The organism is Arthrobacter sp. ISL-48 (assembly GCF_018613805.1).
Classification (GTDB): domain Bacteria; phylum Actinomycetota; class Actinomycetes; order Actinomycetales; family Micrococcaceae; genus Arthrobacter.
The window spans coordinates 25,096-39,330 of sequence record NZ_JAGGPL010000002.1 but is presented as its reverse complement, the minus strand read 5'-3'; the positions used below and the strand labels follow the sequence as shown (position 1 = coordinate 39,330).

The 14,235-nt window shown below is 64.5% G+C and carries 11 protein-coding genes; 3 read left to right on the top strand and 8 right to left on the bottom strand.

The window, feature by feature from the left end:
- Positions 1–21: 21 nt before the first annotated feature.
- Positions 22–2,562, top strand: coding sequence for an ATP-dependent DNA ligase (locus tag J7E83_RS02485; protein ID WP_214958853.1), 2,541 nt, complete (start codon positions 22–24; stop codon positions 2,560–2,562).
- 106 nt (positions 2,563–2,668) lie between these two features.
- Here the strand turns inward: J7E83_RS02485 and J7E83_RS02480 are convergent, their stop codons facing one another.
- Positions 2,669–2,929: a hypothetical protein gene (locus J7E83_RS02480; RefSeq protein ID WP_214958852.1), complete on the bottom strand. Its 261-nt coding sequence runs from the start codon at positions 2,927–2,929 to the stop codon at positions 2,669–2,671.
- A gap of 70 nt (positions 2,930–2,999) precedes the next feature.
- Positions 3,000–3,260 (bottom strand): hypothetical protein, encoded by a 261-nt coding sequence (locus tag J7E83_RS02475; protein WP_214959219.1) that lies wholly within the window; start codon positions 3,258–3,260, stop codon positions 3,000–3,002.
- A 477-nt stretch (positions 3,261–3,737) separates the two neighbouring features.
- Between J7E83_RS02475 and J7E83_RS02470 the strand changes: the two genes are divergently transcribed.
- The gene (locus J7E83_RS02470) at positions 3,738–5,342 is read left to right on the top strand and encodes an MFS transporter (protein ID WP_214958851.1); all 1,605 of its coding nucleotides are present in this window, start codon (positions 3,738–3,740) and stop codon (positions 5,340–5,342) included.
- A 168-nt stretch (positions 5,343–5,510) separates the two neighbouring features.
- Positions 5,511–6,563, top strand: a complete 1,053-nt coding sequence (locus J7E83_RS02465) for an FUSC family protein (protein WP_214958850.1) — start codon at positions 5,511–5,513, stop codon at positions 6,561–6,563.
- A gap of 4 nt (positions 6,564–6,567) precedes the next feature.
- Here the strand turns inward: J7E83_RS02465 and J7E83_RS02460 are convergent, their stop codons facing one another.
- The 6 genes from J7E83_RS02460 to J7E83_RS02435 all read right to left on the bottom strand — a co-directional run bounded on the left by J7E83_RS02460 (position 6,568) and on the right by J7E83_RS02435 (position 14,089).
- A complete protein-coding gene (locus J7E83_RS02460; RefSeq protein ID WP_214958849.1) occupies positions 6,568–7,341 on the bottom strand; it encodes an SDR family oxidoreductase in 774 nt (257 codons plus the stop codon).
- Between the two features lie 27 nt (positions 7,342–7,368).
- Positions 7,369–9,306 (bottom strand): IucA/IucC family siderophore biosynthesis protein, encoded by a 1,938-nt coding sequence (locus J7E83_RS02455; RefSeq protein WP_214958848.1) that lies wholly within the window; start codon positions 9,304–9,306, stop codon positions 7,369–7,371.
- Positions 9,303–9,881, bottom strand: a complete 579-nt coding sequence (locus J7E83_RS02450) for a GNAT family N-acetyltransferase (RefSeq protein WP_214958847.1) — start codon at positions 9,879–9,881, stop codon at positions 9,303–9,305. The genes J7E83_RS02455 and J7E83_RS02450 overlap by 4 nt, the downstream gene beginning before the upstream one ends.
- Complete coding sequence (locus tag J7E83_RS02445; RefSeq protein ID WP_214958846.1) at positions 9,878–11,248, bottom strand: lysine N(6)-hydroxylase/L-ornithine N(5)-oxygenase family protein; 1,371 nt, start codon at positions 11,246–11,248, stop codon at positions 9,878–9,880. Before J7E83_RS02445 ends, J7E83_RS02450 begins: the two co-directional genes overlap by 4 nt.
- Positions 11,245–12,843, bottom strand: a complete 1,599-nt coding sequence (locus J7E83_RS02440; RefSeq protein WP_214959171.1) for an aspartate aminotransferase family protein — start codon at positions 12,841–12,843, stop codon at positions 11,245–11,247. Before J7E83_RS02440 ends, J7E83_RS02445 begins: the two co-directional genes overlap by 4 nt.
- 706 nt (positions 12,844–13,549) lie before the next feature.
- On the bottom strand, positions 13,550–14,089 hold the full coding sequence (locus J7E83_RS02435; RefSeq protein WP_214958845.1) for a hypothetical protein: 540 nt from the start codon (positions 14,087–14,089) through the stop codon (positions 13,550–13,552).
- Positions 14,090–14,235 lie beyond the last annotated feature (146 nt).

Genomic DNA, 14,235 nt, shown 5'->3' with positions numbered 1-14,235 from the left:
CTTGGCCGGAGGTGAAGACCTATGGCCGGCCCTAAGGAGCGTGTCCGCGTTGCCGGACGGGAACTCACGCTCACCAGCCTGGACAAAGTCATGTATCCGGAGACCGGCACCACCAAGGCGGATGTCCTGGCCTATTACGCCGCGGTGGCACACGTCCTGATCCCCGCAACCGCCAACCGGCCGGCAACCCGGAAGCGGTGGGTCAACGGCGTGGGCACGGCGGAGAGGCCCGGAGAGGTGTTTTTCCAGAAGAACCTCGAGGACTCAGCCCCGGGCTGGCTCCCACGCGCTGCCATTACGCACAAGGACCGGACCATCTTCTATCCCCTGGTCAACGATCCGGCCACGCTCACCTGGTTCGGCCAGATCGGCTCGCTTGAGGTCCATGTGCCGCAGTGGCAGGTTGACTCCCACGGCCGGCAACTGAATCCGGACCGCCTGGTGCTGGACCTGGATCCCGGTGAAGGCGCTGGGCTGGAGGAATGCGTCGAAGTGGCCTTCCTGGCCCGCTCCATCCTTAAGGATGTGGGGCTGGATCCGGTTCCCGTGACCAGTGGCAGCAAGGGCATCCACCTCTACACCGGCCTCGACGGAACCCAGACCTCGGAACAGATTTCCGACTTTGCCCACGAGCTGGCCCGGGCCCTGGAGGCCGACCATCCCGACCTGGCTGTCAGCGACATGAAGAAGACACTGCGCAAGGGCAAGGTGCTGGTGGACTGGAGCCAAAACAGCGCAGCCAAAACCACCATCGTGCCGTACTCATTGCGCGGTCGCCCCACCCCCATGGTTGCCGCCCCGAGAACCTGGCGCGAGCTCAGCGCAGCCAACCTCCAGCAACTCGACTACAAAGCCGTGATGCGCCGCGTTAAGGCAGGTAAGGACCCTTTTGCCGCCGTCACCGGCGGTTCCGGGCACGCAGGGAACCTTGGAGAAACGACGCACGACGACGCCGCACATCAGCGGCTGGAACGGTACCGTTCGATGCGCGATCCGCACGCGACGCCGGAGCCTTTCACCGGAGCCGAGGGCACCGGGAATTCGTTCGTAATCCAGGAGCACCACGCCAGCCGCCTCCACTTCGATTTCCGGCTGGAGCACGAGGGCGTGCTGGTGTCCTGGGCCCTTCCCAAGGGCGTTCCCGATTCCGGAGGGAAGAACAATCTGGCAGTCCAGACTGAGGACCATCCCATGGACTACGCCACGTTCGAAGGAACCATTCCCAAGGGACAGTACGGCGCCGGGGAAGTCACCATCTGGGACCACGGAACTTACGAACTCCACAAATGGATCAACGGCAGGGAAGTCATCGCCACGCTGACCGGCTCGGAAGGCGGCGGGCTCGGTGGAACCAAGAAGTTTGCCCTGATCCATACCGGAAGGGGGCAGGGTAACGAGGCCGAGGGGCAGTGGCTGATCCACCTTATGGACAAGGACTCCGGCCACCGCTCAGGCCACCGGCACCCGCAGTCCTCGGCTGACGGGCCTACAGAAGACGGGGAACCAGAAGACGGAGTAACCGCAGATCAGGGTCACGCAGCTCGGGGAAACCCGGATAGGGCAACCGTCTCCACTTCGTCAACGCCGGGTGCGCAGGCTCCGGCGGCTGAGGATTTTCTTCCCATGATGGCCACAGCGGGGACAGTTGCGGATCTCCAGGGCAGCGACTGGCAATTCGAGCTTAAGTGGGATGGTGTCCGGGCACTGATCGTCGCCGATGAGAAGAAGGTCCGTATCTTCAGCCGCAATGGCAACGACGTGACGGCCACCTATCCGGAGCTGACGGTCCGCGGATGCTGGCCGGCACGGCCATTCGTCGCCGACGGCGAGATCATCGCCGTCGGGCCGGCCGGCAGGCCCGATTTCGGGCTCCTGCAAGGGCGGATGAAACTGACCCGACCCGCAGACGTCCAGAAGGCGCGTGCCTCCATCCCGGTCCGGCTGATGCTTTTTGACCTCCTGCACGACGGCGGCGAGGACCTCCGCAGGCTGCCTTTGGAGAAGCGGCGGCAGCGGCTGGAAGAGTTCTTCAGCCCTTCGGATTGCCCGGTTCAGCTATCTCCCGTCCTAAATGAACGGATAGACCACATCCTGGAGAGCGCGCAGGAGCTCGGTCTGGAGGGGGCGATGGCCAAGCGGAGCGACAGCCGGTATGCCAGCGGACAGCGGACCCGGACCTGGATCAAAATCAAGCTTGAACAGACCCAGGAAGTGGTGGTGGGAGGCTGGCGTCCCGGCAAGGGCGGCCGGCAGGGCTCAGTCGGTTCGCTGCTGGTGGGCATCCCCGACGGCAAGAACCTGCGCTATGTGGGCCGGGTGGGCAGCGGCTTCAGTACCCGGGAGCTGGCTGAGCTGCGGCAAAAAGTGGATGCCCTGGCGCGGAGGACCTCACCTTTCGATGGCGTTCCCCGGGAGGATGCCGCGGACGCGAACTGGATCACCCCGCTGCTCGTGGGTGAAGTGACGTTTGGCGAATGGACGGGCAGCGGAAAGCTCCGGCACCCCGTCTGGCGCGGCTGGCGGCTGGACAAGGATCCCGAGGATGTAGTGGCAGAGGGATAAACCTCCCGGCGTCGGGGAAGGGCACCGGGACGCGCGAACGGCCTGGCGACACCGGAATTCGGATGTCCCCAGGCCATTCGCCTTTCGTCGGGCTGTTTGCGTGTCCTTACGACGAGTGCGGCATCTGCGGGCGGCCGGTACGGTGGACGGCTGTTACTGCTGCCTCATGTCCCATCTGTCCGTGCTCCGCCCCGCGTTCCTTGGAGTGCCGCCTCTTGCCGTTGCCGTCGGGCCATTGCTGCTCCCCGACCACCGTTGTTGTCATAGCGACCGTGGCCGGCCCTGGCATTGATTGAGTATCCATGGCTGCCGCCAGGTGACTCGCAACCTCCGGTTCGATCTTTGCTTCTACATGTTTTTCAGCCATTGTTCTTCCTTTCCGCAGTGAAATGAAGTGTCCTCGGACAGCACATCGGCCGTACCTTCCGGCGCCGGACTTACCAGCGGACCTTCTTTTCGGCCGGGCCCTGTTTGCCGCTGGCGTGAGTGGGTTTGTGGCTTTTACCCACACTCGTCAGGCCCGCGTCCCCGCCCCGCGACTTGCTGGCGAGCATCGCCCTCTGGGCTTCCGTCAGCCGCGATTTGACGCCGTTGGACGCCGGCTTGCCATTGGACTCCGGATTATCGGCCTGGGCGCGAGCTTCCGGGGCGTTCCCGGCCTCGGGCTCGGGCTGGTTTGACGATTCGTGTTCAGTCATTGGATGGAACCTTTCTGAGGATGGTCAGCATGTCTGGCGATATCAGGAGGACCGGGCCGGCGGAGCAGGCCGCAGGCGTCCGCCTACTCAAAAATCAGTGTTCCCATGGCACAACAATAGGCAGCAATCCAGAGGGTTGTGAACCCCAGCTTCCGAACCCAGGAAGTTGCGCATTCTCGGCGTCTGATGGTCCGTGGCCCCCGTCACTTTCATGCCCCAACTGGACGCAGAAAGCCCGCAAAGCGTGGCGTGCAAGAAAAAATTGCATAACGATGTGCCCTGCCGGCCCGGATCCCAGTAACGGCGGGCGCAGCGGGGTGAAAACACATGCGGTCTGAGCGGCTAAAAACGGCCTGAAGAGCGCGATCCTACGCCATCCAGCTCTGAGCCGCCACGGAATTCGCGTAAAATTGAAGGCCTGCCCAGAGCGGGGCAGCTACAAGTCGCAAGCAAATCACCTCCACAGGAGCTGCCGAAATGCCCACAGACCGAAGCATGACCGACTCTTCAGCAGGCGTGAATAACGCCAGCGGAACCTACGAAGTTGCGCCACCAGGCACGACACCAAGCGCGAGAAAACCAAAGTTGCTGGCACGGCGCCGGCTCAAAGAGTCCGACGTCAACGTCGTCAATCAGCCGATGCTCAAGAAAGCCCTCGGGGGAACCATTGTGGGTAACACCATGGAATGGTTTGACGTCGGCGTGTTCGGCTACCTGATTACCACCATGGGGCCCGTCTTTCTCCCCGAGGCCGACAAGTCGGTCCAGACGCTGTTCCTGCTGGGAACGTTCGCGGCCACCTTCATCGCCCGCCCCCTCGGCGGCGTCGTGTTCGGCTGGCTCGGCGATAAGGTCGGCCGCCAGAAAGTCCTTGCCGCAACCCTGATGCTGATGGCCGCGAGTACTTTCGCCGTCGGACTGCTGCCAGGTTATGCGCAGATCGGCATCTGGGCCGCGGGCCTCCTGGTGGTGTTGAAGCTCGTGCAGGGCTTCTCCACCGGCGGTGAGTACGCCGGCGCCACCACGTTCGTCAGCGAATACGCGCCGGACAAGCGGCGTGGCTTTTTTGCAAGCTTCCTGGACATGGGCAGCTACCTTGGCTTTGCCTTGGGTGCGGCGCTGGTTTCTGTCCTGCAGTTGACGCTGGGTCAGACCACCATGGAGGAATGGGGCTGGCGTATTCCGTTCCTGGTTGCAGGTCCCTTGGGCCTCATCGCCATTTACTTCCGGAACAAGATCGAGGAATCCCCTCAGTTCCAGGCCACCCTGGACGCCCAGGAATCCATCGGGCAGGACGCCGCAGCAGCTGACGTTGATGCGGCCAAGGGTCCCGTGGGAATCGTGAAGGCCTACTGGCGCTCGCTCATCGTGGCCATGGTCCTTGTAGCCGCTGCGAACACCGCCGGTTACGCCTTGACGTCTTACATGCCGACGTACCTCACGGAGTCCAAGGGCTACGATCCCGTCCACGGAACCCTCCTGACCATCCCCGTGTTGGTCATTATGAGCCTGTGCATTCCCCTGACCGGGAAGCTGTCTGACCGGATAGGCCGCCGCCCCGTCTTGTGGATCGGCGCCATCAGCACCGTGGTGTTGGCAACCCCTGCGTTCCTGCTGATCGGCGTCGGCGAGGTCTGGTCCACGCTGGCAGGCCTCTCGCTAATCGCCTTCCCCGTGGCGTTCTATGTTGCGAACCTCGCCTCGGCTTTGCCGGCCCAGTTCCCGACAGCCAGCCGGTACGGCGCCATGGGTATCGCCTACAACTTCGCCGTTGCCATCTTCGGGGGCACCACCCCGTTCATCGTTGCCGCGCTGATCACGGCCACCGGCGATGACATGATGCCTGCCTACTACCTGATGGGCACCTCCCTCATTGGTGCCGTAGCAATTTACTTCCTCAAGGAATCAGCCAAGCGTCCCCTGCCCGGCTCCATGCCCAGCGTGGGCACCCAGGCAGAGGCGCGCGAGCTGGTGGCCACCCAGGATGAGAACCCGTTGATCGATCTGGATGAAATGCCGTTCGAAACCCAGGACGTCATCGCCGCCAAGGCGGAAGATGACAAGGTTCCTGCGCAGGTGTAGCCCTGTAGCAACAGCCTGTCCGGGTACGTCTTGTAGCCCGCGCTCATGAGGCCCGCCTGCGTGATTTCCTTGGGGGAAGCACGTGGGCGGGCCTCGGCCGTGCCTGGCGTGATACTTTCCGTAAGGCCCCGACTCTGGGGGAACGTGAGCTGATAGGTGGTGTGGTCCGTGAAGCCCGTTCTGCGGCAGGTCCGCGCCCTCCACAGGCTGGATCCGGCGAACAATGACCATCTTGCTGCGTTCCGGGTTGCCATCAGCGTTGCAGTCCCGTCCCTCATGCTCTTGTGTGCCGGCCGCGCAGACCTCATCATCTACGCCGTCTTCGGCGCCCTGACCGGCATGTACGGGCGGTCAGAACCGCACCAAGTCAGGCTGAGGCATCAGTCGCAGGCCGCACTTGTTCTGTTAAGCGGTGTGGGCGTTGGAATCTTCCTGTCCGTCAACCACCTCCATTCGTGGTGGCTGGTGGGTGTCGAGGCGCTGCTGGCCGGAGCGGGCTCGCTGTTTGCGGACAAGGTACGGCTTAAGCCCAACGGCCCCTTCTTCGGAATCCTGGCCCTGGGTGCCTGCGCCTCCGTCGCCACCCATGTCCCCTGGTACGTTGCCCTGCTGATCTCTGCAGCCTCGGCCGCCTTCTCCCTGGCCATAGGCTTTGTCGGCTGGGTGCGCGGCAGGGCCTGGCAGACCGGCGCCGCACGGGATGTTGTGCCACTGCGTGGGACAGCAGGGCGGCTGGCGTTGGTCCACGCGGCCCGGTATGTCCTGGCCGTTGGAGCCGCCGGGGCCATTGGCGTGTTCAGCGGCAGCGGCCACCCGCATTGGGCAATGGCCGCAGCGGCGGTGCCCCTTGCGGGAGCGGATCTGCCGAGCAGTGTCCGCCGGGGTGTCCACCGCATCGTGGGGACGTTCCTCGGTCTGGCGGTCACCGCCGTCGTTCTTGTTTTCGGGCTGTGGCTGCCTGCCGAATTCTTTGCCGAACATCACGCTGCCGTGCTGGCAGTCCTGGTTATCGTTTTCCAGTTCACCGCCGAGCTGTTCATGACCCGGCACTATGGACTCGCGATGGTGTCCTTCACCCCCGTCATCCTCCTGATGACCCAGCTGGCGGCGCCCATCGAGCCTGCCGTGCTGATCCTGGAGCGCGGTGTGGAGACCCTGGTGGGTGCGCTGGTGGGGATCCTGGTGGTGGTTGTGGTGCGGCGGCGGAGGGTGCCTACCTGACGCCCTACTTGGCCCGGCGCGCCGGGCCCGTGACTAGCCTTCCGGGGAGCACACGGGCAGCAACCGCCAGCAGCTTGTACCGCTTCGACGGGATGGAGACTGCCTTGCCGCGAAGGTTGTCCGCGAGGCCTTCACGCACCACGCGCTCCGGTTTCAGCCAAGTCCACGACGGGGCAACCGACTTGTCCATGCCCATGCGGTCGTGGAACTCGGTGTGCGTGAAGCCTGGGCACAATGCCGTGACTTTGACGCCCCGCGCCCCATAGGCCAGGTTCGCCCACCGGCTGAAGCTGAGCAGCCAGGCTTTCGCGGCGGAGTAGGTTCCGCGCGGCAGGAACGCCGCCACGCTGGCCACGTTGATGATCCGCCCGGAACCACGCTCCAGCATCCCCTGCAGCGCGGCGTGCGTAAGTTCCAGCGCCGTCTGGTCGTGCAGCTTCAGGTGCCGCTTCTCCTCCGAGATGTCGTTCTCCTCGAAGTTGTGCAGCAGGCCGGTTCCGGCGTTGTTCACCAGGATCCCCACCGGGCGCTCGGCATCGGAGAGACGGACGACGACGGCGCCCACACCGTCGTCGTCCGTCAGGTCCGCGGGGAGCACCTCAGCCCTGATTCCGTAACGCTGTTCCAGGTCTGCCGCCGCTGACTCAAGGCGGGACCGGTCACGGGCCACCAGCACCAGATTGTGGCCTTGGCTGGCGAGTTGCCGGGCGAATTCGGCGCCCAGGCCCGCGCTGGCACCCGTGATGAGGGCGGTGGTTTTGATGTCAGTTGGCGTCATGGCCCCAGCCTAGCCGGATCACTGTCCCTAGCCGCGGGGACCCACACGTGCGAACGCGGCGAGCGGGTTGACCAGCCGGCCCGCCTTCTGCAGCCCCCCTGACGGGTCGGTCAGGTCCAGCATCTGCTGGTTGTTCCGGAGCTGGAGGCGGTTCAGGCAGGACAATTCAAAGTCAGGAGCAAAGAGGTCGTGGCGGGTGAACTGGTCGGCCAGCTCAGGGTGCTCCGCCTGGTAATCGAGGATGGTCCCGGCAGCGGTGGCCCAGAACTCCTCCTGGCTGAGTTTTCCATCCTCCGCCAGCAGGGCACCGAGGAAACGGAAGATGCAGTCGAAGACGTCCGTGAAGATGGCCAGGACCTTTTCGGCGTCAGGGATCTCGGCGCGAATCCTGGCTACGTCCTCGGGCAGGTCCAGCCTGTCCCCCATCACCACGATTTCCTCGGCGATGTCCTTCATGACCGCGCGTACCGGCACGCCGTCATCCAGCACCAGGATGACGTTCTCCCCGTGCGGCATGAATGCCAGCTCGTACCGGTAGAGGCAGTGCACCAGTGGGACAAGATAGGCCTCAAAGTAGCGGCGCAGCCATTCCGTGGGTGCCAGTCCGGAGCGTTCCATCAGGGCGGAAACCATCGGGGAGCCGTCCGAATCAACGTGCAGCAGCGACGCCATGGTGACGAGCTGCTGGCCTTCCTCGAGCAACGGCAGCGGACTTTCCCTCCACAGCGCGGACAGCATCTTGCGGTAAGACGAGCCGCTCGCACAGGCGGCCTCGTAATAGGCGTTGTGGTAGCCGATGGCCGCAATCTCGCTGATCATGGCCAGGCCGCGCTTTTGGAGGGCTTCGTCGGAGCCGATGAGCTCCCGCAGCCAGTCGTTGATGGCTGGCGTTGCCTTCATGTACTGCGGCGAAAGCCCGCGCATGAAGCCCATGTTGAGTACAGACATGGCGGTCTTGACGTAGCTCTTGGCCGGTTCGCTGGTGTTGAAGAAGGTACGGATGGACTGCTGCGCCTGGTAGCTGTCCGCGCCACCGCCCAGGTGCACGATATGCTGCTGGGCGATCTCCGCCGCGAAGGTGACCGTGAGCTTGTTTTCCCACTGCCACGGATGCACGGGCATGAGGAAAAAATGGTCCGCTTCGAGGCCGCGGGCCCGGAGGTCGGCATCAAAACCGGCCAGTGCAGGGCCACCAAGTTCGGTTTCGAGGTGCGCGCGGTAGTCCAAGCCTGCGCTGGACGTGAAGACAGCCCGGCTCCTGTGAACCGCAATCCATTCCAAGTGCACCCTTGCCCCCGCCTCGGGGGCAAATGCACGGTATTCGCTGATCCCGAACCCCAACCGGCCGTTGTTGGCTACGAAGCAGGGATGCCCCTCTGTCATGCTGCGCTCGATGGCCTGGAAGTCGGCTGCCGGGTCGCTTCCACCCGTCACTCCGGCTGCGAGTTCACGGGCCGAGGGCTGACCCACCCACTGCTTGAAGGCGTGGCTGGCGAGCGTACTGCTGATCTCCTCGAGATACACGGGGAGCATCTCATCGCGGATCCCCAGGGTCTTCCGGAATTCGATGATGAAGAGCAATGCGTCCGGGCTGGCCGCGGCGCCGTTCCGGATGCAGCGGATGGAGCCGGCGTCGATAGCCCAATGATCCAGCGCCAACACAGCGGCGGTGAAGGAGTATTCCACGGAGGCGTCGTCGCTACGCACCCGGTATGACCCGGGTGTTGTGAGACGTTCAGCGGTGAGGATCCGTTCGTGCAGGAACTCGGCGAGCGCCTTGCGTACCACGTGCCGGTTGGCGTTTGCCCAGCGCTCCGGGGTGAGATGCGGGGCCGGGTTTTCTCTGGCAGCGGCGTTTGGCGGAGCAGCGGCCTTCAGCGGGGCAGCGGCGTTTGGCGGGACTTCGGTGTTTCCCGGGGCGGCGATTCCCTCGATGACAGTGGAATCGAATTCGACGATGGTCATTGTGATGCTCCCTGGCGGATCGGAGACGAATGGTTCTGTGGCGGATGAAGAGCCGCACGCGCGGCGAGGTAGTCGGAACGGGAGCAGATGCTCAGCAGTGCCTGTTTGTCGGGAAGCCCGACCACTCCGGCCGGCTGGAAACCGAGCCGTAGGTTGAGCGCGTGGATCTTGACGTTCCGGGCGTCGGGTTCCACCACCACCCGTTCCACGCCGGGTTTCCGGAAGAGGCGGTCCAGCACGGCGTCCATAACAGCGGCGGTGTACCCGGGCCGGCGTCCTCCCGACGGCGGTGCCACCAGCAGGTGCATGCCTATGTCCCCTGGCTGAACTGCGTATACCCCTGCGAGAGGCGAGGAGGCCGGCAGGTACTCTTCCATCAGGAAGGCCGGCACACCGCCGTCGAGTCCCAACAGGGCGTGGTGGTGCCCGCTGGCCTGGATTTTGGAGTATTCCTCCACAACCGTGTCGATAGTGGCGGACAGCATGCCCCAGAAGGACGCGTAGGGCTGGGTCACCCAGCTGTGGAGGAGTAGTGCATCTGCCCGGGCGTCCAGGCAGCGGAAGGTGAAGCTCATGCCGGGACGTCCTCCCTGCAGGTACTGCCAAGGCCTGGGCCTGCCCCCGTATCTGAGTCCGGAGCGGGGCCTGGCGCGCCGAAATGCTGGAAGGCGATGCTCCGCTCCAAGGGGTACACCTCGCGGCCGGTGATTTCCCGGAGGATGCACGAGTTGCGGTAGGCGCCCATGCCCAGGTCCGGCGTGACAAAACCGTGCGTGTGGAGCTCCGCGTTCTGCACGAAGATCTCGCCAGGTTCGACGCCGGTGCTGTAGTTACGTGCCACGGCGAACCGCCCGGACGGGTCCCGCGCGATTCTGTCCTCCACACCGGCCAGGAACCCTGGTTCCCGGTAGGCATAGCCGGTGGCCAGGACCACCGCTTCGGTGTCCAGGGTGTAGGAGGTGCCCTGTTCCTCATGCCGCAGCTGCAGCGAATGCAAGCCGGTGGCCGGGTCCCATCCCGCACCGGTTAATGAGGAGTGGGTCAGCAACCGGGTGTCCACCATGCCGGAAAGGCCCTTCGCGTACAGGAGATCGTAGATGGCGTCGATCAGCTCGGAGTCGATCCCCTTGTAGAGATTTTTCTGGCTCTTGATGAGGCCGTCGCGCCGGTCCTGCGGGAGTGCATGGAAGTAGTCGACATACTCGGGCGACGTCATCTCCAGGGTCAGCTTGGTGTACTCAAGCGGGAAGAACCGGCCGGAGCGGGTGACCCAGTTCAGCTGGTAGCCGTGGACGTCGCTTTCCTGCAGCAGCTCGTAGTAGATCTCCGCGGCGCTCTGCCCACTGCCCACGATGGTGATGCTGCGCCGGCGTTGCAGTTCACTCTTCCTCGACAGGTACTCCGAGTTGTGGAGGACCACTCCCCCGTGGCCTGCGGCAGCGGCGTCCACTATCCGTTCGCACGCTGCCGGCACGGAGGGAATGGTTCCCGTGCCCAGCACCAGGCGCCGCGCCAAAAGCACCTCCGGCCCAGCCGGACCTCGGACCGAAAGGCGGTAGACGCCGTCGTCGTAGCCCATATCCAGCACGGTCGTGTTAAAACGCACCGAAGACAGTTGGCCGGCAACCCACTGGCAGTACTGGTTGTACTCCGCCCGGAGCGGATAGAAGTTCTCGCGGATGTAGAAGCGGTAGATCCGCCCTGTCTGCTTGAGGAAGTTCAGGAAGGAGTATGGCGAGGTGGGGTCCGCGAGCGTGACCAGGTCCGCCATGAACGGGACCTGCAGATGGGCTGGCTCCAGCATCATGCCGGGGTGCCAGTCGAACGAGTCATGGCGCTCCAGGAACACACCATCCAGGCCGTCAATCGGTTCGCTGAGCGCAGCGAGTCCCAGGTTGAAGGGGCCGAGGCCGATTCCTGCGAAGTCGTAGACCCGGCTCATGCGGCCACATCACTCTGCAGCAGGCCGTCCTGCAGGAGGTCGGCACCCGTGCGGCGCAGGAGTCCGAGAATCGCGCCGATGTCCTCCAAGGTTGCTTCGGCATTGAGCAGCGTGAATTTCAGGTAGTGCCGGCCGGCCACGGTGGTGCCGGCCACCACGGCTTCTCCGGACGCGAAGACCGCGGCGCGGATTGCCGGGTTGAGGGCATCGGCGGCGTCCTCGGAAAGGCGGCCGCCGCCGTCCGTTCGCGGCCGGTATCGGAATACGAGCGTGCTCAGCTGCGGTTCGGCCGCGAGTTCGAAGTCGTCGTCCGCCCCAACCAGTGACCCCACCCGGGCGGCCAGATCGATGGCCTCGTCAAGGAGCGCACCGATCGCATCAGCACCCATGATGCGCAGGGTGAGCCAGAGCTTGAGGGCGTCGAAGCGGCGCGTCGTCTGGATGCTTTTGTCCACCTGGTTGGGGATCTCGGCCAGGGCGGCGCTCTCGGGATTCAGGTAGTCCGCGTAGTAGGTGACGTGACGGAGCATTGAGCGGTCTCGGACCAGGAGAGCGCTGGAGCTTACCGGCTGGAAGAACGTTTTGTGGAAGTCCACGGTGACGGAATCGGCCAGCGCGGTTCCGTCCAGCAGGTGACGGTAGCGGCCGGAGACCATCAGGCCGCCGCCATAGGCCGCATCGATGTGGAACCAGGCGCCGTAAGCGCGCGCCAGGGCGGCGAGCTCTGTGAGCGGATCCACGGCCCCGAAGTCAGTGGTTCCGGCGGTGGCCACCACTGCCATGGGTAACAGTCCGGCGCCGCGTGCTTCCGCCATGGCCTGAGCGAGGACGGCAGGATTCATCCGGTGATCGCCCGTGCACGGGACGGAGATGACGGCGTCGAACCCCATTCCCAGGATGGACGCGGACTTCTGGATGCTGAAGTGGCTGTCCGCCGAGGTGAAGATGCGCAGCTTCTCCAAAAGGGCCGGAAGCCGGAGGCCTGCGTTGGACGGCTGCTGCCGGAGCCCGGCGACAGCGTGGTTGCGCGCCACCAGCAGGGCCTGGAGGTTTGACTGGCTGCCTCCCGAGGTGAAGACGCCGTCGGCGGCGCCGCCCAGCTCCAGCCGGTCGGCGGCCCAGTCGATGAGGCGGCGCTCGATCATGGTGGCGCCGGCGCTCTGGTCCCAGGTGTCCATCGACGAGTTCAGGGCAGACAGGATGGACTCTCCCACCAGCGCGGGGATCACCACCGGACAGTTGAGGTGGGCGGCGTACTTCGTGTCGTGGAAGTAGACGGCGTCGCGCAGGTAGACGGATTCCAGTTCTTCCAATGCGGAGGCGGTGTCCGGCAGTGGCTGGTCAAGATCGATGGCACCGACGCGCGCCTTCAGTTCGGCGGGCCCGACGCCGGTGAATGGCCGGGTGGTCCGGTCCAGCTTGGTGGCGACGGCACTGACTCCCTGCAGCACCTGGGCGACGTAGCGCGGCGAGTTGCGGGCGTTGAACAGGTGGTTGGTAGCGGACAGGGCGAGCTCTACCCGGGAGCCGAACTCCCTGGCTGACGGGTCCTCGCGTTCGCGCGGTTCTTCCAGACACGTCTCTTCATCACGCATCTGTTCACCACAGATCTGTTCAGCACGGGGCAGCAGCGGCACGGTGGTCATCCTTCGGTCGACGTTTTGAATCTCACAGCAAGGCAAGCCTTACTTAGGACACCCTTTTCGTCAAACTTCTGTGATGTATTATCGTCGCGATGAGGATTCGGCCACTTTTGCGGCGCGCGGCGAGTCATTGACTGGCGTGGCTCCTGGACGCCGGGCACAATATGCACGCGCGAGCAGTCACCCTTGCCGCTTCATCCGGCTAGGGTTTTGATACAGCAGCATGAGCCGCACGAATCATCAGGGGGAAACGTGGAGCAGGCCGAGGCGAACCAGATTAGATTCCGCGAACTGGACCAGGACGGGAATCCAGTGGATCCGGAAGCAATGATGGAGCCGCTGGACCCATCCGGCAGCGCGCACGATGCTCAGGCAGGGTATCCATCAACCCGTTCATCGTGGTCCTGTGGGTCCTGGCCATAGGCCTGGCAGGTGGGGGCGTCTGGCTCCTCATCAACGCTTTCTTGAATCCGGGTCCGATGTCCGCCTCCGGGCCCATGCCGCTGGCGTATATCCTGATGAACTTCGCACCCTGGGCCGTCCTCGCAGGCACGCTGACAACGATGGCCCTGCTTTTCTGGCACGCGGCACAGTGGCAGCGCAGGAGGGGGGATCCAAGCCGCCCACGGGAATCGACGCGAACAGGCAGGTAATCCCCTCAGACGCGGACCCTGTGGGCTTTAAGTGCCTTTTCGCGGGTAGCGCGCTTAGCGGCGGCAGCACGGGAGGGCCGCACAGGGTGAGGTGGATCTGTCGGTTGGTTGGGGTGCTCCAGGAGTGCAGCCTCGGCCACGTCGAGCCGCGCTGCTGCCAGGTCCTTTGCCGAGTGAATAGGGCATACCGGCAAGTACACGGGTTCAACGATGGACAGGTGGAACTCGTCAGCTTCCTCCAGGGCGGCGGAGGCCGCCAGCCCCATTTCGTGGTGGATGGCCGTGTGCTGCCCGGACCGGTGGGAACCAGGGCTGGCAATGTGGCGCAAATGGGCAAGGACTCCCGCGTCCAGATGGATGGCCCGCTGAAGGTTGAGGGCAATGTCAGGACAGGAGGCCAGGCGTCGCGCACGGAGGAGAAGGTGGAGCAGGGCCGGGAAGTTGGACTGGGTCAGGCAGCCGCCTACATCGACGGTGATGTGGCCGGGGTCGAGATCGACGTGGACGACGATGCGGAGCTTGTGGTGGGAAAGTTTGTGGCTCAAGGGAATCTCCACGAAAGTACCGGTGGGCCGGCTGCATGGCCCTCCACCGACTTTACGAAAATGTAGCGCAGGTCACAACCTCAAGTTGCAACGTTACGGCGCGCCTCATTGACATCCCCTCGAAGAAGCCGCTGGGCGGGCCGGAC

Coding starts and splice junctions, on each gene's coding strand:
- J7E83_RS02450 (WP_214958847.1), bottom strand. CDS start 9,881: ATGAGCTTCACCTTCCGCTGCCTGGACGCCCGGGCAGATGCACTACTC.
- J7E83_RS02445 (WP_214958846.1), bottom strand. CDS start 11,248: ATGAGCCGGGTCTACGACTTCGCAGGAATCGGCCTCGGCCCCTTCAAC.
- J7E83_RS02460 (WP_214958849.1), bottom strand. CDS start 7,341: ATGACGCCAACTGACATCAAAACCACCGCCCTCATCACGGGTGCCAGC.
- J7E83_RS02480 (WP_214958852.1), bottom strand. CDS start 2,929: ATGGCTGAAAAACATGTAGAAGCAAAGATCGAACCGGAGGTTGCGAGT.
- J7E83_RS02455 (WP_214958848.1), bottom strand. CDS start 9,306: ATGACCATCGTCGAATTCGATTCCACTGTCATCGAGGGAATCGCCGCC.
- J7E83_RS02485 (WP_214958853.1), top strand. CDS start 22: ATGGCCGGCCCTAAGGAGCGTGTCCGCGTTGCCGGACGGGAACTCACG.
- J7E83_RS02440 (WP_214959171.1), bottom strand. CDS start 12,843: ATGCGTGATGAAGAGACGTGTCTGGAAGAACCGCGCGAACGCGAGGAC.
- J7E83_RS02475 (WP_214959219.1), bottom strand. CDS start 3,260: ATGACTGAACACGAATCGTCAAACCAGCCCGAGCCCGAGGCCGGGAAC.
- J7E83_RS02470 (WP_214958851.1), top strand. CDS start 3,738: ATGCCCACAGACCGAAGCATGACCGACTCTTCAGCAGGCGTGAATAAC.